Origin of the sequence: Micromonospora sp. C28ISP2-4 (genome assembly GCF_030519385.1) — a bacterium.
GTDB lineage: Bacteria > Actinomycetota > Actinomycetes > Mycobacteriales > Micromonosporaceae > Micromonospora > Micromonospora tulbaghiae.
On record NZ_JAUMKG010000005.1, the window covers coordinates 119,518 to 142,336 of the forward strand.

Annotated in this window: 19 protein-coding genes; 13 read left to right on the forward strand and 6 right to left on the reverse strand. The window is 72.7% G+C overall.

Annotated features, from left to right (window positions below; translation table 11 throughout):
- A complete protein-coding gene (locus tag Q3W68_RS19415) occupies positions 1-672 on the forward strand; it encodes a response regulator transcription factor (RefSeq protein WP_120570405.1) in 672 nt (223 codons plus the stop codon).
- The gene (locus tag Q3W68_RS19420; protein WP_302906788.1) at positions 672-1,952 is read left to right on the forward strand and encodes a HAMP domain-containing sensor histidine kinase; all 1,281 of its coding nucleotides are present in this window, start codon (positions 672-674) and stop codon (positions 1,950-1,952) included. Before Q3W68_RS19415 ends, Q3W68_RS19420 begins: the two co-directional genes overlap by 1 nt.
- A gap of 188 nt (positions 1,953-2,140) precedes the next feature.
- On the opposite strand, the gene Q3W68_RS19425 is transcribed toward Q3W68_RS19420, so the two are convergent.
- Both Q3W68_RS19425 and Q3W68_RS19430 read right to left on the reverse strand, forming a co-directional pair.
- Positions 2,141-2,386, reverse strand: a complete 246-nt coding sequence (locus Q3W68_RS19425) for a transaldolase family protein (RefSeq protein WP_302906789.1) — start codon at positions 2,384-2,386, stop codon at positions 2,141-2,143.
- 554 nt (positions 2,387-2,940) lie between these two features.
- Positions 2,941-4,083, reverse strand: coding sequence for a carboxypeptidase-like regulatory domain-containing protein (locus tag Q3W68_RS19430; RefSeq protein WP_302906790.1), 1,143 nt, complete (start codon positions 4,081-4,083; stop codon positions 2,941-2,943).
- Between the two features lie 245 nt (positions 4,084-4,328).
- Between Q3W68_RS19430 and Q3W68_RS19435 the strand changes: the two genes are divergently transcribed.
- From Q3W68_RS19435 to Q3W68_RS19450, 4 genes are all read left to right on the forward strand, one after another.
- On the forward strand, positions 4,329-4,769 hold the full coding sequence (locus tag Q3W68_RS19435; protein ID WP_302906791.1) for an OsmC family protein: 441 nt from the start codon (positions 4,329-4,331) through the stop codon (positions 4,767-4,769).
- A 129-nt stretch (positions 4,770-4,898) separates the two neighbouring features.
- A complete protein-coding gene (locus Q3W68_RS19440; protein ID WP_302906792.1) occupies positions 4,899-6,350 on the forward strand; it encodes a family 43 glycosylhydrolase in 1,452 nt (483 codons plus the stop codon).
- Between the two features lie 23 nt (positions 6,351-6,373).
- The gene (locus tag Q3W68_RS19445) at positions 6,374-7,867 is read left to right on the forward strand and encodes a family 43 glycosylhydrolase (RefSeq protein WP_302906793.1); all 1,494 of its coding nucleotides are present in this window, start codon (positions 6,374-6,376) and stop codon (positions 7,865-7,867) included.
- 56 nt (positions 7,868-7,923) lie between these two features.
- Positions 7,924-9,585, forward strand: a complete 1,662-nt coding sequence (locus tag Q3W68_RS19450; protein ID WP_302906794.1) for an RICIN domain-containing protein — start codon at positions 7,924-7,926, stop codon at positions 9,583-9,585.
- Positions 9,586-9,645: 60 nt separating this feature from the next.
- On the opposite strand, the gene Q3W68_RS19455 is transcribed toward Q3W68_RS19450, so the two are convergent.
- On the reverse strand, positions 9,646-10,311 hold the full coding sequence (locus Q3W68_RS19455) for a TetR/AcrR family transcriptional regulator (protein WP_302906795.1): 666 nt from the start codon (positions 10,309-10,311) through the stop codon (positions 9,646-9,648).
- A 104-nt stretch (positions 10,312-10,415) separates the two neighbouring features.
- On the opposite strand from Q3W68_RS19455, the gene Q3W68_RS19460 reads away from it, so the two are divergent.
- The 5 genes from Q3W68_RS19460 to Q3W68_RS19480 all read left to right on the forward strand — a co-directional run bounded on the left by Q3W68_RS19460 (position 10,416) and on the right by Q3W68_RS19480 (position 16,247).
- Positions 10,416-11,354, forward strand: a complete 939-nt coding sequence (locus Q3W68_RS19460; protein ID WP_302906796.1) for an SDR family NAD(P)-dependent oxidoreductase — start codon at positions 10,416-10,418, stop codon at positions 11,352-11,354.
- A gap of 154 nt (positions 11,355-11,508) precedes the next feature.
- Positions 11,509-13,464: a translation factor GTPase family protein gene (locus Q3W68_RS19465; RefSeq protein WP_302906797.1), complete on the forward strand. Its 1,956-nt coding sequence runs from the start codon at positions 11,509-11,511 to the stop codon at positions 13,462-13,464.
- A gap of 133 nt (positions 13,465-13,597) precedes the next feature.
- Positions 13,598-14,416 carry an endonuclease/exonuclease/phosphatase family protein gene (locus Q3W68_RS19470; RefSeq protein WP_302906798.1) on the forward strand — a complete coding sequence of 273 codons (819 nt, stop codon included), beginning with the start codon at positions 13,598-13,600 and terminating at the stop codon, positions 14,414-14,416.
- Positions 14,417-14,512: 96 nt separating this feature from the next.
- The gene (locus tag Q3W68_RS19475) at positions 14,513-15,046 is read left to right on the forward strand and encodes a SigE family RNA polymerase sigma factor (protein ID WP_302906799.1); all 534 of its coding nucleotides are present in this window, start codon (positions 14,513-14,515) and stop codon (positions 15,044-15,046) included.
- Complete coding sequence (locus Q3W68_RS19480) at positions 15,033-16,247, forward strand: hypothetical protein (RefSeq protein WP_302906800.1); 1,215 nt, start codon at positions 15,033-15,035, stop codon at positions 16,245-16,247. Before Q3W68_RS19475 ends, Q3W68_RS19480 begins: the two co-directional genes overlap by 14 nt.
- Positions 16,248-16,308: 61 nt before the next feature.
- Here the strand turns inward: Q3W68_RS19480 and Q3W68_RS19485 are convergent, their stop codons facing one another.
- From Q3W68_RS19485 to Q3W68_RS19495, 3 genes are all read right to left on the reverse strand, one after another.
- Positions 16,309-19,062, reverse strand: coding sequence for a beta-L-arabinofuranosidase domain-containing protein (locus Q3W68_RS19485; protein ID WP_302906801.1), 2,754 nt, complete (start codon positions 19,060-19,062; stop codon positions 16,309-16,311).
- Positions 19,063-19,244: 182 nt separating this feature from the next.
- Positions 19,245-20,408 carry a low temperature requirement protein A gene (locus Q3W68_RS19490; protein WP_302906802.1) on the reverse strand — a complete coding sequence of 388 codons (1,164 nt, stop codon included), beginning with the start codon at positions 20,406-20,408 and terminating at the stop codon, positions 19,245-19,247.
- Positions 20,409-20,523: 115 nt separating this feature from the next.
- The gene (locus Q3W68_RS19495) at positions 20,524-20,736 is read right to left on the reverse strand and encodes a hypothetical protein (protein ID WP_302906803.1); all 213 of its coding nucleotides are present in this window, start codon (positions 20,734-20,736) and stop codon (positions 20,524-20,526) included.
- 166 nt (positions 20,737-20,902) lie between these two features.
- On the opposite strand from Q3W68_RS19495, the gene Q3W68_RS19500 reads away from it, so the two are divergent.
- Both Q3W68_RS19500 and Q3W68_RS19505 read left to right on the forward strand, forming a co-directional pair.
- A complete protein-coding gene (locus Q3W68_RS19500; RefSeq protein ID WP_368045757.1) occupies positions 20,903-22,129 on the forward strand; it encodes a sensor histidine kinase in 1,227 nt (408 codons plus the stop codon).
- Entirely contained in the window at positions 22,117-22,770 is a 654-nt protein-coding gene (locus Q3W68_RS19505; RefSeq protein WP_302906805.1) for a response regulator transcription factor, read from the forward strand. Before Q3W68_RS19500 ends, Q3W68_RS19505 begins: the two co-directional genes overlap by 13 nt.
- The last annotated feature ends 49 nt before the right edge of the window (positions 22,771-22,819 follow it).

Consider the following 22,819-nt stretch of genomic DNA (forward strand, 5'->3'; position numbering starts at 1 on the left):
ATGCGGGGCGGAAGATCGAACCGGCTGCTGCTGGTCGAGGACGACGCGGATCTGACCGAGATGCTCACCGAGACACTGGGTCATGAAGGCTACCTGGTGGACCGGGCCTTCGACGGCCAGCGCGGGTTGCATCTCGGGCTGACCCGCTCGTACGACGTGATGGTCATCGACCGGATGCTGCCGGCGCTCGACGGCCTCGACCTGGTCGCCCGGCTACGCGCCCGGGCGGTGCCGTCCCGGACGCTGATGCTCACGGCGCTCGGCACCGTCGACGACCGGATCGCCGGGCTCGACGCGGGCGCCGACGACTACCTGGTCAAGCCCTTCGACCTCGACGAACTGAGCGCGCGGGTGCGGGCGCTGTGCCGGCGTACGCCCGAGCCGACCGACGTGCTGCGCATCGGCGCCGGGGTGCTCGACCTGGGGCCACGCGAAGCGGTGCTGCCCGACGGCACCCGGGTGGCCCTGTCCACCCGTGAGTTCGAGCTGCTGCGTGTGCTGGCGGCCCGGCCGAACACGGTGCATCCCCGCGCGGTGCTGCGCCGCAAGGTCTTCGAGGAGGCCGCGGCGGCGTCGATAGTCGACACCTACGTCTACTACCTGCGGCGCAAACTCGGCCGTGCGGCGGTACGCACCGTGCACGGCCTCGGCTACCGCCTCGGAACGCTCTGATGGAGGCGGTCGAGCAGACGATCGTGCGGCGGACCCGGCTCCGGATCGGCCTGTTCGTCGGCCTCACTATCGGCGCCCTGCTGTTGCTGGCGGGCGGCATCTCCTACGCGGTCCTGGTCCGCGGCCAGGACGCGCAGATCCAGCGTGAGCTGGCGTGGGGCACCGAACACGGCACCATCGCCGGCCCGCCCGCCTGTAGCTGGATCTTCGAGTACGAGGGCGCCACCGTGCACACCGGCGCGAACCCGCCACCACCGGGCTTCCCGCTGCACGACGCGCTGGCCACGGTGGCGGCCACCGGGGCCACCGAGATCACCACTGTCACGCGTAACGGGACGACCTACCACGTGCGCACCGAGGCCCGCGGCGACGGTGTGGTCCAGGCGGTGTTCGACGCCCGCTTCCAGCTGTCCGACCGCCGGCACCTCCTGCTCGCCTTCAGCCTCGCGGCTGTGGTCGGGCTGCTCGCCGCCGTGCTGACCGGCATGGTCGTCGGCCGGCGTGCCGTCGCGCCACTCGCGGAGGCCCTGACTCGGCAGCGCCGCTTCGTCGCGGACGCCAGCCACGAGCTGCGGACCCCGATCGCCCAGGTGCACACCCGGGCCCAGCTGATCGCGCGGCGGGCGCGCCACGACGGCGCCGCCACGAACCTGGACGACCTGGAGCGACTGATCGGCACCACCCGCCGGCTCGGCGAGATCGTCGACGACCTGCTGCTCTCGGCCCGTCTCGCCGCCGCTCCCGCCGACCGGGAACCGGACCCGCCGGTCGACCTCACCTCGCTGATCGGCGCGACGCTCGCCGCCGAGGCCGAACGCGCGGCCGAGCGCGCGGTGACACTCACCCTGGACACCCCCGCCGCTCCGCTGCCGGTGCCGGGTGTCGAATCGGCCCTGCGCCGGGTCGTCGGCGAACTGCTCGCGAACGCGCTGGCCCACACCCCCGCGGGCGGCCGGATCGACGTGACGCTCCGTGCCGTCGAGAACGTCGCCGAGATCGTGATCGCCGACACCGGGAAGGGTTTCGACCAGGCGGACGCCCGCCGGATCTTCGACCGGTTCCACAGGGGCGCGGGCGCCGGCGACCGCCGATTCGGCCTGGGACTGGCCCTGCTCCAGGAGGTCGTGACGAGTCACCACGGCACGATCGAGGCCGAGGGCCGGACGGGGCGGGGAGCCCGCTTCACCGTGCGCCTTCCCATGACACGATCGCCGGGCCTGACGGGCAGGACCGCGTGGATCGGGCACCGTCGGATGCGGCAACTCGGAGCCGGTACGTGAGCGCGGGCCGCTGGGCCGTTGCCGCTGTCGTCGGGCGGTCCTGGTCAGCGCACCGCCGGACCGGCGACGGGCCGGTCGTCGGTCCGCCCGGTGCCGTCGTCCTGCCCGGCGTCGTCGGCCCGGCCGGCGTCGTCGGCCCGGCCGGCGGGCCAGCGCGATGCCGGTGGGTGTCGACATCAGCTTCAGCGTCATCCGTGCGGGTCCAGCCGCCAGGCCGCCCAGCTCTCCGCCTCGAGGTCTCCGTACGCCCCGGTCGGCTGGTAGAAGACCTCCAGCCGGTCGTACTTGCCGAGAAGCTCGGAGCAGTGACGGAGCGGATCGTCGGTCACCTGCCGCAGCAGTGTGGGATTGGTCGTGAAACCTCTGATGAGGCAGTCCTCGGCGGCGGCCCGTATCTGCTCGGAGTCGCCGGAGTCGAGATAGATAGACGTCAAAGCAAAATCCTTCCGATAAGAAGGCATTCGTTGACAGGATTTCGCACTGAGGCTGCGCTCAGTAGAGCATGTGGCCGGAGGGCCTGCAACATTTCATCGGCGCATGCTGATCTTCAGGGATGTGAACCAGCGGCGTGAACGCGAGCTGTTAACAGATCCGAAACCGGTTTTACGTCTTCTGTCGTATGGGCGGCCGAAGCGGCCCTGAACAGGCATCAGGCCGACGAGGAGACGCGCTGTCGGGCGGTGCCGAACGGCTCGGAAAGGGCGGTCCGTCGGGGCGCTCGGTTAAAACTGCGTAAACGATCCTCGGCGCTTCAGGAGGTCGCGAAATTGGCGGAGAGCGATGTGACCAGGCAGCGCGCGGAATCGCGGATCGCCATTATTGGAGGTTGGCCGTCGCTGGGATCGATGTTGCGACGGCTCCGCGAGAGGGCTCATCGGAGGAGACTTCTCAACGAGAATTGGGCAGGCTCCTGGACCGGTATAGCCCGAGCCTACTCGACCGGTACAGTGGCCGCCACCGGAGCGAGCCCCCCGGCCGGCGACGGTCTTCAGCCTCGGTAGCCGTGCTGGTGGCCGGCGCCCTGCGGGGGCGTGCCGTACGAATGCGGGGAGTACGAGTGCGGGGAGCCGTCGGCGGCCGGACCGATGTGCAGGATCGCCGTCGGAGCATCGGCCATGCTTCCAGCGGGCGGCGCCGGCAGCCAGGCCGCCGGGGGAGCCGCCGCATCCGCCACCGCGCCGGCCGCGTTCCTCCGCCGCACCAGCACCAGCGCGAGCGCGCCCAGGCCCGCAGCGACCAGCAGGCCGCCCAGGAGGAACATCGACGTACTGCCGCTCTCCTCGCCGGCGGCCTTGAACGTGGGCGGCGTCGTCGCGGGGACGTCGTCCTCGGCCGCCGCGGCGAGAGGGCTCGCCTCCGCGGTGGGCGACGGCGACGTCGTGGCCGGCGTGGCCACCGCGGCAAGGGTCAGCCGTACGGTGGCGACGTCACCGGCCCTGCCCCGTACGGTCGCGCGGGCGGTGCGGTAGCCGTCCATGGCCGCACGGACCGTGATGGATCCCTCGGCGATCGTCCGGCCGGCCTTCGAGGTGATCGAGAACTGGCCGCTGCGGTTGCTGGTCGTCCGGTACTCGTGACCGGCGCTGTCCCGGATGGTCAGCTCCGCGCCGCCGATCGCCTTTCCGTCGGCGTCGCGGACCCGGCCGGTGACCCCGCTCACCCCGGCCGCCGGTGCGGCCCCGCCGGTGGGCGAGGCGCCCGGCCCGTGGACGTAGACCATCTTGTAGGCGTAGCTGTTCTGCCCGGCGAGCCGCACGCCGACCGAGATGTTGAGGCCGGTGGTCTCGCCCGGGTGGGCATCCGGGGCGACGAGTGTCGCGCCGAAGGTCTGGCTCTGGCCGGGACCGAGCTTCGGCTCGACCCGGCAGCCGGTGGCGCACTGCAGGCCGCCGCCCACCACCACGATCGCCGTCTCGGCCCGGCGTCCGCTGTTGGTGACGCGGAACTGCACGCGTACCGTCTCGCGGGGCTTCACGTTCTCCGCCGACACGCTCAGGATGCTCACCGTCTCCGGCGCGGCCGTCGCCGGTGTCGCCGCCACCGCGAGCGTCCCTCCGGCCAGCACGGCCAGCACGGCCAGCACGGCCGGTACGGCCGCCCGGGCCCGTCGGAAACGTGAGCGCGTCGTCACTTCCCACCACCTTCGCCGAGAGCGGGCAACATCGGTCGATGGAGCCGCGGGCCACTATGCCCTGTGTCGGACGGGTCGCGCGACCCGCCCCCGGGAGCGGCGACGGCCCTCCGCACTGGATCGCCGCCGACGTGGAGGTGACGTACGAGCCGAGGTCGCGGGCCGCCCGCCGCCTCGGGCCCGGAGCGCTTGTCGGTGTCCGGTGTACCGCACGTTCGCGGAACGCTTTTCGGTAGGTTCGTCGCATGAGTGACGACACCTTCCGGTCGGTGGAGATCGAGCGCACTAGCGTGGGCAGATACGTGGCGCGCAACGCCCGCGGCGGCGAGCTTGCGATGGGTACGGGGGAGGACGCGACCTTCACGCCGGTGGAGCTGCTGCTGGCGGCCCTCGGCGGCTGCACCGCCGTGGACGTCGACCACGTGACCAGCCGGCGCGCCGAGCCGACCCGGTTCGCCGTCACGGTGAGCGGCGACAAGATCCGCGACCCGGAGAGCGGGAACCGGATGGAGAACCTCACCGTCACGTTCGCGGTGACGTTCCCGGACGGTGCGGACGGTGACCGGGCCCGGGAGATGCTGCCACGTTCCCTGCGGCAGTCGCACGACCGGCTCTGCACCGTGTCCCGGACGGTTGAGCTGGGCACGCCCGTCTCCATCGTGGACGCGACGGCCGCCCCGGAGTGAATACCTTGACACTCGTCGATGTTAACGAGAACATTGCCGTAACTTTCAGGTAATGCCGTTGCCACGAGTGTCACGGGTGAGGCGAGCCGCCGCGGCCGGCCGGTGACGACCAGGCGCAGGAGGTTCTCGGTGACAGGGAGCGCTCGGAGAACGCGTACGGCGGCGGTCGTGGTGTCGGCGGCGCTGGCCCTCGCCGCGGGGGTGGTGGCCGGGACGCCCCCGGCGTCGGCGGCGACGGTCGACACGTCCGCGGCGTACGTGTTCGTGAACCGGCACAGCGGCAAGGCGATGGACCTGTACGACTGGTCGACGGCGGAGAACGCGCCGGTGAACCAGTGGACGCGCAACGACCTCGCGGTGCAGCAGTGGCAGTTCGTGGACGCCGGCGGCGGGTTCTACAAGGTGCGGTCCCGGCACAGCGGGAAGGTGCTGGAGTTGCCGGCCGGCGGCGACGGCACCCAGCTCGTGCAGAGCACCGACCGCTCGTCTGCCACCCAGCAGTTCCGGTTGCAGGACTCCGCGGGCGGGTTCGTGCGGTTCGTCAACCGGCAGTGGAACAAGGTCGTCGACGTGTGGCAGTGGTCGACCGCCGACGGTGGCCGGCTGGCCGGCTACGCCGATCTCGACGCCGCCAACCAGCAGTGGCAGCTGATCCGGCTGGGCGGCGGCACGCCCACCCCGGCGCCGACCACCCCGGCACCGGCCTACCCGCAGCCCGGCCGGGTGTCCGGCGACATCGGCGTCCACGACCCGACCGTGGTCAAGCGGCCCGACGGCACCTACCTCGTCGCGCACACCGGTGACAACGTCGCGCTGAAGACCTCCGCCGACCGGGTCACCTTCCGCAACGCGGGTGCCGTCTTCCCCGGTGGCGCGCCGTGGACCACCACGTACACCGGGGGAGCCCGCAACCTGTGGGCCCCGGACCTGTCGTACCGCAACGGGCGCTACCACCTGTACTACTCGGCGTCGACGTTCGGCTCCAACCGCTCGGCGATCTTCCTGGCCACCAGCACCACCGGGAACGCCGGGAGCTGGACCCACGAAGGGCTGGTCGTCGAGTCGCGGACCACCGACGACTTCAACGCCATCGACCCGAACCTCACCGTCGACGACCAGGGCCGCTGGTGGCTCAGCTTCGGCTCGTTCTGGTCCGGCGTCAAGATGATCCCGATCGACCCGGCCACCGGGCGCCGGCTCGGCACCGCCATGTACGCGCTCGCGAACTACGGTCCCGGCATCGAGGCGCCGGTCCTGGTCAAGCGCGGCTCCTGGTACTACCTGTACGTCTCGTTCGACAGGTGCTGCCAGGGCGCCGCCAGCACGTACCGGATCATGGTCGGTCGTTCGGCGAGCCCCACCGGGCCGTTCGTGGACCGCGCGGGCCGGGACATGCTCGCCGGGGGCGGCACGCAGATCCTGGCCTCGCACGGCAGCGTGCACGGCCCCGGCCACCAGGCCGTCCTCGCGGACACCGACGGCGACGTCCTCTTCTACCACTACTACGCCGACGACGGCGCGTCGCTGCTCGGCGTCAACCGCATCGGCTACGACGTCGCTGCCTGGCCCTACGTGTACTGAACCGCCCACCTGGGAGGGCGCACATGTCGCCTCGGCACTTCCTCCACCCGGCCCGCCGCCGTACCGGCGAACCGGCCCGCCGGCGTCTGCGGCCGATCCTGGCCGCGGCGCTCGCGCTGCTCACCACCTCGGCCGGCCTCGCCGTGCCCGGCCCCGCACAGGCGGCGCCGGCCGTGAACCACACCAACCCACTGGTGAACCAGCGGGCCGACCCGCACATCGTCCGGCACACCGACGGCTACTACTACATGACCGCGACGGTGCCGCAGTACGACCGGATCGTGCTGCGGCGGGCCACCACGCTGCAGGGGCTGGCCACCGCCACCGAGACGACGATCTGGCGCCGGCACACGAGCGGCGAGATGGGCGCCCACATCTGGGCTCCGGAGATCCACTTCATGAACGGCAGATGGTACGTCTACTTCGCCGCCGGGCGGACCGACGACGTGTGGCGGATCCGGATGTACGTGCTGGAGAACGCGAGCGCCAACCCGCTGACCGGGTCCTGGACCGAACGCGGCCGGATCACCACGCCGTGGGACACGTTCAGCCTGGATGCCTCGACGTTCGTGGTGAACGGGGTGCGGTACCTGACCTGGGCCCAGCAGGAGCCGGGCATCTCCACCAACTCCAACGTCTACCTCGCCCGGATGGGCGCCGAGCCGTGGCAGATCACCGGCCCGGTGGCCCGGCTGGTCGTGCCGGCGTACGACTGGGAGACCCGCGGCTACCGGGTCGCCGAGGGTCCGGCGGTGATCCAGCGCAACGGCCGGGTCTTCCTCACGTACTCGGCCAGCGCCACCGACGCGAACTACTGCCTCGGCATGCTCACCGCTTCGGCCGGCGCGAACCTGCTCGACGCCGCCTCCTGGAGCAAGAGCCCGGTCCCGGTGTTCGCCAGTAACGCTGCCACCGGCCAGTACGGCCCCGGGCACAACTCCTTCACCGTCTCCGAGGACGGGCAGAGCGACATCCTGGTCTACCACGACCGCAACTACCGGGACATCAGCGGCGACCCGCTCGACGACCCGAACCGGCGGACCAGGATCCAGAAGCTGTACTGGAACGCCGACGGCACGCCGAACCTCGGCATCCCCGTACCCGACGGGGCCACCCCGGTCCGGCTGCGGTCGCACGACCTGACCGCGAGCTACGTCCGGCACTACGACTACCGGGCCCGGGTCGAGCCGAACGTGACGAACCTGGCCGACTCGCAGTTCCGCATCGTCCCCGGCCTCGCCGGCGCCGGATCGGTGTCCCTGGAGTCGACGAACTTCCCCGGCTACTACCTGCGGCACCGGGCCTTCGCGCTCTACGTCGAACGCGACGACGGCTCGGCCCTGTTCGACAACGACGCGAGCTTCCAGCGTCGCTCCGGCCTGGCCGCAGCCGAGGCGATCTCGCTCGAATCGCACAACTACCCGGGCCGGTACGTCCGCCACCGCGACGGACTGCTCCAGCTCGAAACGGTGAGCACGAGTGCCGACCGGGCCGCGGCCACCTTCCACCTGGAGTAGGCGCCCCGACAACCGCTGCGCCGGACCCGGCGTACCCCCTTCCCGGAGGTCGAACGATGCTCAACCCCGCAGTGACGTCGCCCGCCCGAGGCCGGGGCCGGCGCCGGGCCGGCCTGGCGCTTGTCCTGGTGGCGGCGCTGGCCGCCGTGGCCGGCGCCGCAGTGGTGGCCGCGCCCTCGGCGCAGGCGGCCACCATCGACACCAGCGCCTGGTACGTCCTCGTCAACCGCAACAGCGGCAAGGTCCTCGACGTCCGGGACACCTCGACCAGCGACGGCGCGGCGATCCAGCAGTGGTCCCGCAACGACGGCGAGTGGCAGCAGTTCCAGTTCGTGTCCTCCGGCAGCGGCTACTACCGGCTGCGGGCCCGCCACAGCGGCAAGGTGGTGGACCTGTGGGAGTGGAACGTCGCCGACGGCGCGGAGTACCGGCAGTGGCCCGACCTCAACGCCGCCAACCAGCAGTTCCAGGTGCGCGACTCGGACGGCGGCTACATCCGGCTGATCAACAGGCACTCCGGCAAGGCACTGGAGGTCTGGGAGAGGTCGACCGCCGACGGTGCCCGGGTCAGCCAGTACGCCGACCTCAACGGCACCAACCAGCAGTGGCAGATGGTCCGCGTGGGCACCGGCGGCACACCGACCACGCCGCCGCCGTCCACCGGGTGTGGCAGCGGCTCCTACCAGGCCGAGGCGGTGCTGAACGGCGGCACCTGGACGGCCCGCAACGGATCGTCGACCGTGTACTCGGGCTCGGACATGCTGTCGGCGATGCAGGCCGCGGTGAATTCGCTGCCGGCCGGACGGACCGCCAAGCAGCGGGTGGTGGTCCGCGGCTCCGGGTCGATGAGCGCCGGCTCGCGGTTGTCGCTGCCGTCGTACACGACGCTGGCGGTCTGCGGCACGATCAACGTGACCGGCTCGGGATCCGGCGACTACGCGCCGGTCTACTCGCGCGGCACCACCGACGTCGAGGTGCAGAACCTGACGCTCACCGGCGCGCCGCTGTACGGGATCTTCATGCGCAACGTCAACAACCTGACCCTCGGGCAGATCGACATGCGGCTGTCCGGGGGCCTGGGCGTGCGCATCGACAACCACGGCGGCGACCGGGCGGTCAAGGTGCGCAACGTGCGCATCGACACCGTGTACGTGTCAGGCACGGGCGCGCACGGCGTGGAGACGTACGGTGTGGACGGCCTGACCATCGGCACCGTCACCGCGCGCAACACCGGCTACTCCGGTCTGCTGCTCAACGACACGATCAACGCCACAGTCGGCACCGTCGACGCGCAGGGCGCCGGCACCGGAACCGGGTACGCGGCGTTCCGGATGGCCAACCGCAACGGCCGGATCGGGAGCTCGTACCCGACGAACATCCGGGTCGGCACCGTGATCGCGTCCGGTGGCGGGCGGGGGATCTTCTGCGTGTCGGAGTCCGGCGGCGCGGTCATCGACCGGGTGACCATCTCGAACACCGGGAACAACTCGATCCTCGTGGAGAACTGCTACAACGTCACCATCGCCGGGGTGTCCGGCACGGTGACGGGCGGCGGCGAGGTGCGGATCGCCTCGCGGACCGAGTTCCCGATCTCCTCCGGCATCCGTTTCCAGAATCTGACTGTCACCGACACGAACATCACCCAGAGCCCGTGCGGCGGGGCGAACAACACGATCAGCAACGTCACGCGGGTCAACTCGACGCTGACCTGGTGCTGACGATCCGGCGGCCCCGCGGGGCGTGTGGCCTGCGGGGCGTGTGGTCCGCGGGGCAGCCGGTCAGTCGCGGGGCAGCACGCCCAGAAGCGTCGCGGTCAGGGCCATGGTCAGGGAGTCCGCCATCTCCAGGTACAGGCGGGCCAGGTCGGGCTCGGCCCGGTAGGCCGCCGCAAGGCTCGGCGGGGGCGTGCTGTACGCCGACAGCGCGCCCGCCAGCACCATGGTCTGGAGGCTGAACAGCGTCGCGTTCTCGCCCAGCTCCGGCAGGTGCTTGCGCACCAGGGCGGTCATGGCCGCCAGGCGGTCCAGGGAGGCGCGCTTGTAGCGGGCCACGACCTCGACGGAGACGTTGTGCTCCAGGACGCTGCCCTGCGCCCCGAAGAGGTCGCACATCACCGACCGGCGGGCGAGCGAGCGGCTGAGGATCCCGGCCACGGCCGTCGCCCGCTCGGCCATCGGCAGGTTCGCGTCGACGCCGTCGGCCAGCTCGTCCGCCAGCTCGGTCAGCCACTCCCGCAGGTAGCGGTCCAGCAGCTCCAGCAGCACCGCCTCGCGGGACTCGAAGTAGCGCAGCACGTTCGGCTTCGCCAGGCCGACCCGGCGGCTGAGTTCGTTCAGGGTGACGGCGGCCACCGGCATCTCGTCGAGCATCGCCGACGCCGCGTCGAGGATCGCCCGCCGACGGACCTCCCGCTGCTCCTCGGTTCGCGCCCGCTGGAATGTCACCTCGCCAGCCTAACTTAAGTACCCCCGGTACGTTGACAACGTACCGGGGGTACTTTACCGTCGTGAGTACAAGATACTTCCGGTACTTTAGTTGGAGGCGTGACATGGGCGAGAAATGGACGACTACGAACATCCCGGATCAGCGCGGGCGGGTGGCGGTGGTGACCGGGGCGAACACCGGACTGGGGTACGAGACCGCCAGGGCGCTCGCCGAGCGCGGCGCCTCGGTCGTGCTCGCCGTCCGCGACGTCGGGAAGGGGGAGCGGGCCGCGGCCGACATGCCCGGCGACGTGACGGTGCAGGCGCTCGACCTGACCTCGCTCGACTCCGTCCGCGCCGCCGCGGCGGCGCTGCGGTCCCGCCTCGACCGGATCGACCTGCTGATCAACAACGCCGGCGTGATGTACACACCGAAGCGGACCACCCGGGACGGCTTCGAGCTGCAGTTCGGCACCAACCACCTCGGCCACTTCGCGCTCACCGGGCTGCTGCTGGACCTGATGCTGCCGGTGCCCGGCTCGCGTGTGGTGACCGTCAGCAGCACCGGCCACCGCATCCGGGCCGCGATCCACTTCGACGACCTGCACTTCGAGCGCTCGTACGGCCGGGCCGCCGCCTACGGTCAGTCCAAGCTGGCCAACCTGATGTTCACGTACGAGCTGCAACGCCGGCTCACCCCGCACGGCACCACAGTCGCGGTGGCCGCGCACCCCGGCATGTCCAGCACCGAACTCGCCCGCAACACCCCGGCGGCCCTGCGGCTTCCGCTCACCTGGCTCGCGCCGCTGATCACCCAGACGCCGGCGATGGGCGCGCTGCCGACCCTGCGCGCCGCCACCGACCCCGCCGTGCTCGGCGGCCAGTACTACGGTCCCGGCGGACGCCACGAGATCAAGGGCCACCCGCGGCTGGTCACCTCCAGCCCGCAGTCGTACGAGGTCGCCGTCCAGCAGCGGCTCTGGGCCGTGTCCGAGGACCTCACCGGCGTGCGGTTCCCCGTCCGGTCCCGGCAGCACCCCGCCGTGGCGGCCCGCACGAGGTAGCCGGCCCAGAATTCGGTGGTGGCGGTCGCGGCCGGGGTGCAAGGTGGGACTGCACACCGGCGGCGAGCGCCGCCGCGACGACTACCACCAGGAGAGACGATGCGAGCAGCTTCCACGCTTCGGACCCTTGCCCGTCCTACCGTGGAGCTCCGCCTTGGCCTCGTTGAACCTCGGAATCGTCGCCCATGTTGACGCCGGAAAGACCAGCCTGACCGAACGCCTGGTCTACGAGGCGGGCGCCGTGGCCGAGCCCGGCAGCGTCGACGCCGGCACGACGCGGACCGACTCGATGGAGCTGGAACGCCGCCGTGGCATCACCATCCGGGCGGCCGTCACGTCGATCACCATCGGCGACCTGAGCATCAACCTGCTGGACACCCCCGGCCACCCCGACTTCATCGCGGAGGTCGAGCGCTCCCTTGCCGTCCTCGACGCCGCAGTGCTCGTGGTGTCCAGCGTGGAGGGCGTCCAGCCGCAGACCGTCGCCATCTGGCGGGCGCTGCGCCGCATCGGCGTACCGACCGTGTTCTTCTTCAACAAGGTCGACCGCGGCGGCGCCGACGTCGACCGGGTGACGGCGCAGGTGCGGCAGCGGCTCGGCGCGCGTCCGGTCCCGCTCACCACTGTCACCGGCCAGGGCCGTCGCGAGGCCCAGGTGCAGGCCCTGGACCTCGACGCCGAGCCCGTGGTGGCGGAGGTGGCGGAGGTCGACGACGCGGTGGCGGCGCGCTGGCTGACCGACCGGCCGGTACGCGCCCGTGACGTCCGGCGGGCGCTGCGCCGCGCGGTCCGCCGCGCCGAGCTGGTCCCCGCGGTGTGCGGCTCGGCGATCACCGGCGCCGGGGTGCGTCAGCTGTGCGACGTCCTGGCCGACCTGCTGCCGTACGGCGAGACGCCCGACGGCCCGCCGGCGGGCACTGTCTTCGCCGTCGACCGGGACGGGCACGGCCGGCGCGTCTGGCTGCGGCTGTGGTCCGGGCGACTGCGGGTGCGGGACCGGGTGCGGCTCAGCGGCGGCCCCCCGGAGCCGGTGACCGAGATCGCTGTGATCGAGCCCGAGGGTGTGCTGGTACGCCGGTCGGTCTCCGCCGGGCAGATCGCGGCGGTACGCGGGGTGTCGGCCCGGATCGGTCAGCACATCGGCGACCCGCCGCGGCGGCACGGCTACCGGTTCCCGCCACCGACCCGGCAGGCGGTCGTCGAGCCGGTCGACCCGGCGCAGCGCCTGGCGATGTTCGCCGGCCTGGCCGAGCTGGCCGACGAGGACCCGCTCGTGGACCTTCGCCTCGACGAGCAGCAGGCCGAGGCGGTGATCCGCCTGCACGGCGAGGTCCAGAAGGAGGTGCTGGCCGCACTGATGGAGGACCGGTACGGCGTCCGGGTGCGGTTCTCCGGCACGCTCACCGCCTGCATCGAACGGGTCGCCGGCACCGGCAGCGCCGAGGAGCGGGTACGGGAGCGCGGCAACCCGTACCTGGCCGGGCTGGGGTTGCGGATCGAGGCCGCCCCGGCCGGGCACGGCATCGAGTTCCGTCCCGGCATCGAGCCGGGCCGGCTGCCGCCCGCGTTCGTCGCCGCCACCGAGGAGGGCGTGCGGGCGGCGCTGCGGCAGGGCCGGCACGGCTGGCCGGTCACCGACTGCACCGTCACCATGACGGCGTCCCGGTACTGGCCCCGGCAGAGCCGGCCGCACCAGAAGTTCGACAAGTCCATCTCTACGGTGGCGGCGGACTTCCGCAACCTCGCCCCGGTCGTGGTCGCCGCCGCGCTGCGGCAGGCAGGTACGCGGGTGTGCCAGCCGATCGAGCGGTTCGACGTCAACCTGCCCCGGCACGCTGTGGAGACGGTGCTGGCGCTGCTCGGCCGGCTCGGGGCGGTCGTCCACGACACCGCCGTCGCGGGCGGCTACCTGGAGGTGAGCGGCATCCTGCCGTCCGCCCGGGTGCCGCGGGTAGTCGCCGCCCTGCCCGACCTCACCGGCGGCGAGGCGGTCCTGACCACCACGTTCGACCACTACGCGCCGGTCACCGGCGAGGAGCCGCCGAGGCTGCCCCGGCGCGGACCCGACCCGGCCGACCGGGAGGCGTGGTTCCGGGCCGTACCGAGGTAGGCCGCGCCGGGCGGCGACGGGAGCGTCGCGGCGATAGGATCACCGGCGCCCGCCGCCGCCCGCACCCGTTGGAGCCCAGCTGTCAGCGCAGCCGGCCACCCACCCCGCCCGGCGTGTCCGCCGGGTCCGCCGGGTGCTGGCCACGGTGTGCCTGCTCCTCGTCGCCGGGCTGCCCGCCGGGTCGTCGAGTGCCGGCGACACCGGCACGGCAACGCTGCGGGTGCTCCAGATGAACCTCTGCAACAGCGGCCGGGCCGGCTGCTACACCGGCCGGGCCGTCCGCCAGGCCGCCGACGTGATCAGCGCCGAGGCGCCCGACGTGGTCACGCTCAACGAGATCTGCCGCGACGACGTGGTGACGCTGGAGCGGGCGCTGCGCGCCGCCCGTGCCGGCGGCACTGTGGTGTCCGCGTTCCAGGCCGCCGGTGACCGCCCCTCCCGCGGTTCCACCCGGTGCAACAACGGCGAGCCGTACGGCATCGGGCTGCTGACCCGCCTCGACGGCCGTGACGCCCGGCCGTCGGTGCACCGGGGGACCTATCCGGCACAGGACCTCGCCGACCCGGAGGAACGGGTGTGGCTGTGCGTACGGGCCGCCGGCCTGCACGCGTGCACCACGCATCTGGCGAACACCAGCGCCCAGGTCGCGCTCGCCCAGTGCGGGCATCTGCTCGGTGCGGTGGTGCCGGGCGTCCGGGGCGACGCCGCGAGCGCGCCGGCCGTCGTCGGCGGTGACCTCAACCTGCGCGCCGGTGGCACGCCGGACGTGCGATCGTGCGTTCCGCCCGGCTACCGGCGGATCGACGACGGCGCCCGGCAGCAGATCGTGGCGTCGAGCGGCGTGACGATCTGCTGCCGCCGCGCGGTGGACATGCGCGGCACGACCGACCATCCGGCGCTGGTGGCGACCATGATCCGCTCGTGGTCCCCGCCGCCGCCGGGACGGTACTGACCCGGATCGGGGGACGCGCGGCGTAATCGTCCGCCCGCCCGTGCAACATCCCGGGCGGGCGTCACCGTTCTACCTCCGTCACGAGGAGGCAGTCGATTGAAAGCCGAAGACGAGCAAGCGTTCCGCGAGTTCGTGACGTCACAGATGGCGTCGCTGCGGAAGCTCGCGTACATGACCTGCGGCGACTGGCACACCGCGGAGGACGCCGTGGCCAACGCGCTGGTGAAGCTCTATCCGCGCTGGCGCAAGCTGGAGCGGCCCGACCTCTACGTCAAGACCATGGTCTACCGGGCCGCTGTCGACGAGACCCGCCGGCCCTGGCGGCGCGAACGGTCGGCCGGCGACGCCATGCCGGACGTCACGGTGCGGGACACGGCTGCGACGACGGACGAGCGGATGCGCCTGTGGGCGGCGCTCGAAACCGTGCCGGCGCGGCAGCGCGCCGCCGTGGTGCTGCGGCACTACCTGGACCTGAGTCTGGAGGACACGGCCGCCGTCCTCGACTGCACGGTGGGCACGGCCAAGAGCCAGGTCTCCCGTGGGCTGGCGAAGCTGCGCGAGGCACTCGGCGGCGAACATCTCAATCTCACCGGCAGGCCGATAGGGGAGTGGACACATGCAGTTGCGTGAACTGGTGGACGCCGTGACCGGCGACGAGCCGCCGATGGGCCGTACCGTCGACGACATCGTCGCGGCCGGGCGGCGCGCGGAACGGCGACGCCGGACCCGGTTCGCCACCGTCGGCGCCGCGGGCCTCGTCGCGGTCGCTGTCGCCGGCGCGGTGGCGGTGCCGACCCTGAGCGCGAAGCGCGCCGCCGGGGACACCTCGGCGCTGTCCGGGGCGCCGCGTCCGGGCGTCAGCCCCTGGCCCGACGCCTCGCCCTTCACCTTCACCTTCACCGGGTACGACGCCGGCACGCTGCACGTGCAGGACCCGATCGTCGTGTCGACCGCGTACCAGATCGCCCCCGTCTACTCCGATCGCCACACCTCGAACGACAAACCGGTGAGCGCGGACGAGGCCGAGGCGCCGGGCGCCACGGGCGAGCAGAACAATCCGCCCGCCGGGGCGAAGCCGACGCTGTGGGCCTACCTGACCGTCTACCGGCCCGGCGCCTTCGATCCGGCCGGGATCAAGGACGGACGCAGCGTCACGGTGGCCGGCCGCAGGGCGGTGCGGGCGACGCTGCCGTTCGGGCTCGACCCGCGCAACCCGGTGCACCCGGGCAACAAGCTGTTCGCCTGGGAGTACGCCCACAACGCCTGGGCGGCCGTCACGTCGATCTCCCGCGACGCGGCGACGCCGAGTTTCGAGGACCTGGGCCGGCTGGTCGCGGGCCTCAAGCCGGCCGGGCCGACGCCGGCTCCGCTGCCGTTCACTGTGGGCTACGTGCCGAAGGGCTACGTGCCGCTGCAGATCGGCACGCACGCCATGCCGGGCCTCAGCGGCATCGCCACCGCCCGCGCCGGTGACTACGGCGGCGCGACGTACACCAGGCCGCCCCTGCGTACCTCGGGCCTGACCGCGCCGTTCGACTCGGTCGAGGGCGGGATCAGGGACGGGTTCCACATCTTCGTCACGCCGAGCACCAGCTCCAACCAGTCACCGGAGCCCGGTGCGACGAAGTGCTATCCGGGGGCGGCCCGCGGAGGCGGGTTCTGCAACATCTGGAGCGCCGACGGCACCGTCGTCGTCCAGGTCAGCTCCGAGGGCGTCGGCGGCCGGCTGCCCCAGGCCGAGCTGCTGCGGATCGCCGAGGGGATCACCGTCGCCGACGACGTGCGGGACGAGGCGACCTGGACGCCCGCCCTGGACGCCCTGGCGCCCTGACCCCGGGAACGACCCGGTGACGGTGGGAGCGGGCGGGCCGCTCCCACCGTCACCGCCTGATCTACAGGAACCGCCAGCGCTGGTGCGCCGCCCCGGTGTCGTCGGCGAGGACCGCCTGCGCGCCCTGGGCGCCGGAGCCGCCGCTGAGCCCGAGCACCCGGCCCCCGTTCGCGCACTGGATGCGGAACCAGCCACTCCCACCGTGCCGCAGCCGCCACCTGTGGTCGGCGGTGCCGTTGTCGGCCCACTGCACGATCCGGGCACCCGCCGCCGTCGAGCCGCCCTCGACGCCCAGCACCTTGCCGCTGTTGCCGTTGCGCAGACGCAGGTAGCCGCCGGTGTCCACCAGGGCGGTCCAGAGGTGGTCGGCGGTGCCGGTGTCGCCCCACTGGATCACCAGCCCGCCGTCGGCGGTGGACATGTTCTGCACGCCGAGCACCAGCCCGCTGCCGAGGTTCTGGATCCGCCGCGCCCCGTTGGGCAGGAACCGCCACTGGTTGTCCAGGCTGCCGTTGTCCGGGTCCTGTACGGCGAACGCGCCCTGGGCGGTCGAACCGCCGGAGATGCCGAGCAGCTTGCCGGTGTGCACGTTGCGCAGCTTGTGGCTGCCGTCGCCGACGTCGACAACTGTCCACAGGTGGTCGGCGGTGCCGTTGTCCGCCCACTGGAGGATCCGGGCGCCGTCGGCTGTGGACATGTTCTCCACCCCCAGCACCTTGCCGCTGTTGACGTTGCGCAGCCGCAGCGCCGACCCGTCGGTCACCAGCTGCCAGTCGTGGTCGGCGGTGCCGGTGTCGCCCCACTGCAGCGCGAGCCCGCCGTCGGCGGTGGACATGTTCTGGATACCGAGCACCAGGCCGCTGGCCGCGTTCGCGAGCCGGAAGCTCGCCTCACCGCCGCCACCGCCCGCGCCGACCCGCCAGTAGACCGTGTAGTTGTGCCCGTGGGCGTCGTAGAACGGGCCGAGGTTCACGGTGGCGCCGTCGGCCCGCGCGGTGAACGCGAGACTGCCGGTGCCGGTACGGGTGACCGAGCCGAGGTCCAGCGTCGGCAGGCCGCTCAACGTGGTGTTGCCGTAGTTGCCGGAGAGCACCACCGGCCCGTACGTGACGGCCTGCACCGCGGCGTCGTCGTTGGCGGCGACTGCGGTCACCCGCATCGGCAGCCGTACCGTGACCGTGTCGCCGGAGGTCCAGGCGCGGGTCAGGACAGCGTAGGTGCCCGGCGTGGTGGCGATACCCGCCGCGACGCCGTTGACGCTGACACTCGCCCCGCTGGTCCACGCCGGGATCCGGATCCGCATGGTCCACGAGCCGCCCACCGAGCCGGTGACGGTGAGCGTCGTGGTGTCGCCGATCGGGTACGAGGTGGCCTGCGTGACGGTGATGCCGCGCTGGCTCCAGGTGAGCACCGAGGGGACGAACAGGTTGACCGTCAACGTCGTGTCGTTGTGGAAGTAGATCGCGTCCGCCAGCGTCGTGTTCGTCTCCAGCCCGGTGCCCTGGCAGCACCAGAAGGAGTTGTAGTCGGTGCTCCACGTGCCGCCGCCCCACGCCGGGCCGACACCGCGCCGGCCACCCGGGTTGAGCGGGGTGAAGTACGTGACGTGGCCGTGCGAGTCGGCCGGGTTCTGCTGGCCGATCATGTGATTGAGCAGCGCGCGTTCGTAGAAGTCGGCGTACGCGACCCGGTCCGGGTCGAGCTGCCACAGCTCCCGGGTCAGCTTGAGCATGTTGTACGTGTTGCACGCCTCGCACGTGTCGTTGCGCAGGTAGCCGGCGATCGCGTTCGGTGCGCGGAAGTGCTCGGCCTGGCTGTTGCCGCCGATGGCGTACGTGTGCGCGCCGACGGTGATGGCCCACGCGTTCACGGCGATGTCGCGGTAGCGGGTGGCACCGGTGGCCTTGTACTCCCGGGCCGCGCCGATCCACTTGGGCACCTGGGTGTTGGCGTGCAGGCCGTTGAGCTGGTCGGAGTTCGCGGCCAGCGGGTTGAACACGGCGGCGTGGTCGAACCGCTGGGCGACGGTGAGCCACCGCCCGTCGCCGGTCTGCTGGTAGAGGTCGGTCAGCACCGCGTTCATGCCGCCGAACTCGGTGCCGAGCATCGCCTGCATCTGGGCCGAGGTGAGCCGGCCGGTGCGCTGGTCGACCCAGCCGGCCAGCGCCAGCAGCACGTCCCGGGCCTGGGTGCTGCCGATCAGCCGCCACACGTCCAGCAGCCCGGCGAGCGTCTTGTGGATGCAGTAGTAGGGGACGTTGCCGTTGCTGAGCGTCCGGGCCTCCAGCGCGGTGAAGTCGGACTCGGGGAAGCCGGACAGGTAGCCGGCGCTGAACCCGGCCGCGCCGTTGTTCGCCTGGCAGCGGGCCAGTTCGGCGACCATGGTGAGCGCCTTGTCCCGGCAGGTGGTGTCGCCCAGGACCGCCCACGCCTGCGCCCAGGCGGTCAGGAAGTGCCCCTGCACGTGGGTGCGGAACGGGAAGGTGGGCGCGTCCCAGCCGCCGTTGGCGGCGGCGCCGCCGGTGGACAGGCGGTGGTTGGCCCGGAAGTTGTAGAGCAGCCGGTTCACGTCGACGAAGCGCAGGTAGGCGACCGTACGGTTCTGGTTGTCCTGCCAGCGGCCGGCGGTCAGCCGCACCTGGCCGCTGTCGAACGCGTACGCGGACACGCCGATGTCGGGGCGGGCGGGTGGCAGCGCGGCGCGCGCCGTACCGCCTGCGGCGAGGGAACCGGCGGCGGCGCCGGCGGTGGCCGCGACGGCTGTGGCGGCGGTGGTGCGCAGGACGAAGCGGCGGTTCACCAGGGGAGCGGGCATGGCGGCCTCCGTGGCGGGGGACGGTGGGTGGGGACGGTGGTGGTGGGGACGGTTACGCGGTGACCCGGAACGTGGCGCCGGCCAGGCCGGCGGTGCGACGGAAGACGGTGTCGGCCGCGTTAACGCTAACAACGCCCTCCAGCCTGGCGTTTACATAGCTAGCTGTCAATCAATTCGCAGCGTTAACGCGGCCGGCCCGTCCGCCGGACGGCGACGGTCTCGGCGACCACGACGGCGATCAGCAGCGCGGCCATCAGCGCGGAGCCGGCCAGCAGCGGCAGCCGGTGGGCCAGCAGTCCCAACGTCACAAGCGCCACCAGCCCGGCCGGCCGGTGCCAGGACACCCGGTGATGCACTGCCGCCGCGAGCAGGATCCAGCCGATCAGGAACAGCGCCGGGCCGCTGAGCGTCACCAGGAACGCGGCCGGGTCGCGGGACAGCGGCTCGGCGATCATCACCTTCGCGCCGACGGCGGCGGCCACCACGCCCGCCACCATCAGCAGGTGCAGGTAGCCGGCCAGCAGGCCCAGCCGGCTCCCGGCGGGCCCGAGCGCGTCGATCGCCGTACCCAGCCGCATGCCGCCCGGCACCAGGTAGAGCGCGCCGATGCTGACCGCGTTGACGAACACCAGCGCGAACGCGATCGTCCGGTAGCTGTCGAAGCCGGTGGCGCTGTAGACGATCCCGGCGGACAGGATCAGCTCACCCAGCGCGATGATGTAGATCTGCTGGTAGCGCTCGGCCAGGTGCTCGCCGACGATCTGGAGGTCGCTCCACGTCGCGCGGCCAAGCCCGGGCGTCGGCCAGCGCAGCCGGGCCAGCGCGAGATCCAGCACGACCGCCGCGGTCCAGAACGCCACCTGCGCCGGACCGGCGAGCGCGCCGGTCACCCAGAGCACCCCGGAGACCGCGAACCAGACCGCCACCCGCAGGCTCCGCAGCCGCAGCGGATGCCCGCGCAGCGCCGGCAGCAGCAGGGCGGGCCGGCCGAGGTGGATCGCCACGTACGCGCCGGCGAACACGAGCGCGTGCCCGGTGTACGCGGTGGGCGCCGAGGCCGCCATCAGCAGGCCGCCGAACATCACCCAGATCAGCAGCGCGACGATCACCGGGGAGCGCGGGTCGAACCAGTCCGTCGACCACGCGGTCACGAACCACACCCACCAGATCGGCGCCAGCAGCAGGGCGGCCCGGAAGGCCCCGCCGAGGCTGAGATCGTGCTCCAGTGTCAGGGACAGCCGGTTCAGCGCGAGAAGGAACGCCAGGTCGAAGAAGAGCTCCAGGAACGACGCCCGGTGGGAGGCCGCACGTGGCCGCAGCAGGTGACCTCGCAGCCCACTCGCCATCCGGTCCCTTCCGTACCCGCCGTCGACGACACCAGTCGTACCAGCCGGGCACGGGGTCGCGCGGGCGAACGCGGCAGGGCGGGCCGATCGTCGTCACGGCCCGCCCCGCTGCTGGTCAGCGGTTGCGGTAGTGGTTCCGGGCCAGGATCACCCCGCACGCCAGCGCCAGCGCGCCGAAGGCCGAACCGGCCCACGGGTTGTCCAGGACTCCCGACAGCGTCACGTTCGCCACCACGCTGACGATGAGCACCAGCCAGAGCAGCGGGCGCATCCGGGTGACGGTCGTCGTCGCGGCGGTGTGCTCGGCGGTACGGTCCAGGTCGTTCACGGCTGCCTCCTCGGGTTCTCGTTCCACGACCGACGCTAGGCGCGCGGCCCGCCGGGGACGATCCCGTCAGCACGACGGCCGGGGTACAGCAGGCTGTACTTTCCGCGCCCGGCCCTGCCGGGCGGCGCCCGCGGTGACCTATCGTTTCGCCCGGGGGTGGGCCGGGATGGAGTACGTGCGCAGGCGGTTGCGCGCCGCGGTGGACGCGCTGGAGCACCTCGTCGGCGGGCTCGGCACCGCCGTGCTGGCCCTGGGCGTGCTGCTCGGGACGGTCGTCGTGGCGGCGGCCTGCGTCGGCGGGGTCGGACTGCTGCTCGTACCCGGGATGCTCCAGGCCGTGCGGTCGGTGGCCGACCGCGAACGCGCCCGGCTGTCCCGGTGGGGAACGCCGATCCCGTCGCCCGGCCCGGTGCCGGCCGGTCTGTGCCCGGCGCTGCGCGACCCGGTCGTGCGGCGGGAGCTGCGCTGGGTGGCCGCCCACGGGACGCTCGGCTTCGGTGCCGGGCTGCTCGCGCTGGTGCTTCCGCTCTACGCCGTGCAGGACATGACGTTCCCGCTCTGGTACCGGCTGGTGCCGCCGGAAGCCGGCGCGCCCGGCCTCGGCTGGTGGCACATCGACGGGCTGGGCGACGCGCTGACTGTCGGCCTGCTCGGTGTGGGCTGGCTGGTCCTCGCGGTCACCACCGGCCCGGCGCTGGCGCGGATCCAGGCCCGGCCGGGCCGCCGGCTGCTGCCCCCGCCACCCGGGGTCGACCTGTCGCTGCGGGTCGCCGAACTCACCGCCACCCGGGCCGCGGCTCTCGACGCCCACGCGGTGGAGCTGCGCCGCATCGAACGCTCGCTGCACGACGGCACCCAGAACCGGCTGGTCGCGGTGAACGTGCTGCTCGGCGCCGCGCGGCGGGCGGTGCGCCGCGACCCGGCCCGCGCCGACGAGATCCTGGAACGCGCGCAGAACGCGGCCGAGCAGGCGCTCGGGGAGCTGCGTACGGTGGTGCGCGGCATCCTGCCGCCGGTGCTCGGCGACCGCGGCCTGGCCGGGGCGCTCGCCGGGCTCGCCGCGGAGTGCGCGGTGCCGTGCCGCCTGTCGGTGGACGTCGACGTACGCTGCGCGGCGGCGGTCGAGGCCACCGTGTACTTCGTGGTGGCCGAGGCGCTGACGAACGTGGTCCGGCACAGCGGCGCGAGCACCGCGGACGTCGCCGTGCGCCGGGAGCGGGACCGGCTGCTGGTGACCGTCACCGACGACGGGCGCGGAGACGCCGACGAGACGCGCGGCTCGGGTCTGACCGGCATTCGCCGGCGGGTCGAGGCGTACGACGGGCGGATGACGCTGACCAGCCCACCGGGAGGACCGACGAGGATGCACGTGGAGCTGCCATGCGGATCGTGATCGCCGAGGACGACGCGCTGCTGCGCGAAGGGCTGGCGCTGCTGCTGCGCGCCGAGGACCTGGACGTGGTAGCCACCGCCGGCACACCTGGCGAGTTCCTGACCGCTGTGGACGAGCACCGGCCGGACGTGGCGATCGTCGACGTGCGGATGCCGCCCACCCACACCGACGAGGGCATCGTCGCCGCGGTCGAGGCCCGCCGCCGCCGGCCCGGCCTCGCGGTGCTGGTGCTGTCCGCGTACGTCGAGCAGGCGTTCGCCACCGAGCTGTTCTCGGTCGGCGCCTCCGGGCTCGGCTACCTGCTCAAGGAGCGGGTGGGCCGGGTCGAGGAGTTCCTCGCCGCGCTGCACCGCGTCGCCGACGGCGGCAGCGTGATCGACCCCGAGGTGGTCGGGCAGCTGCTCGCCCGCAACCGGCGGCCGGACACCGCCCTGTCCGAGCTGTCGCCGCGTGAGCACGAGGTGCTGGCCCTGATGGCCGAAGGGCTCGGCAACAGCGCGATCGCGGAACGGATGTTCGTCACCGAGGGCGCGGTGCACAAGCACATCCGCAACATCTTCGCGAAGCTGGGCCTGCCGCCTGACGACCGCGCCGACCGCCGGGTCACGGCCGTGCTGCGCTACCTCGACGGCCGGCGGTAGACCCACGCAGACACGCGCCGCCTCGCGGGGAGGCGGCGCGCGTACCGGT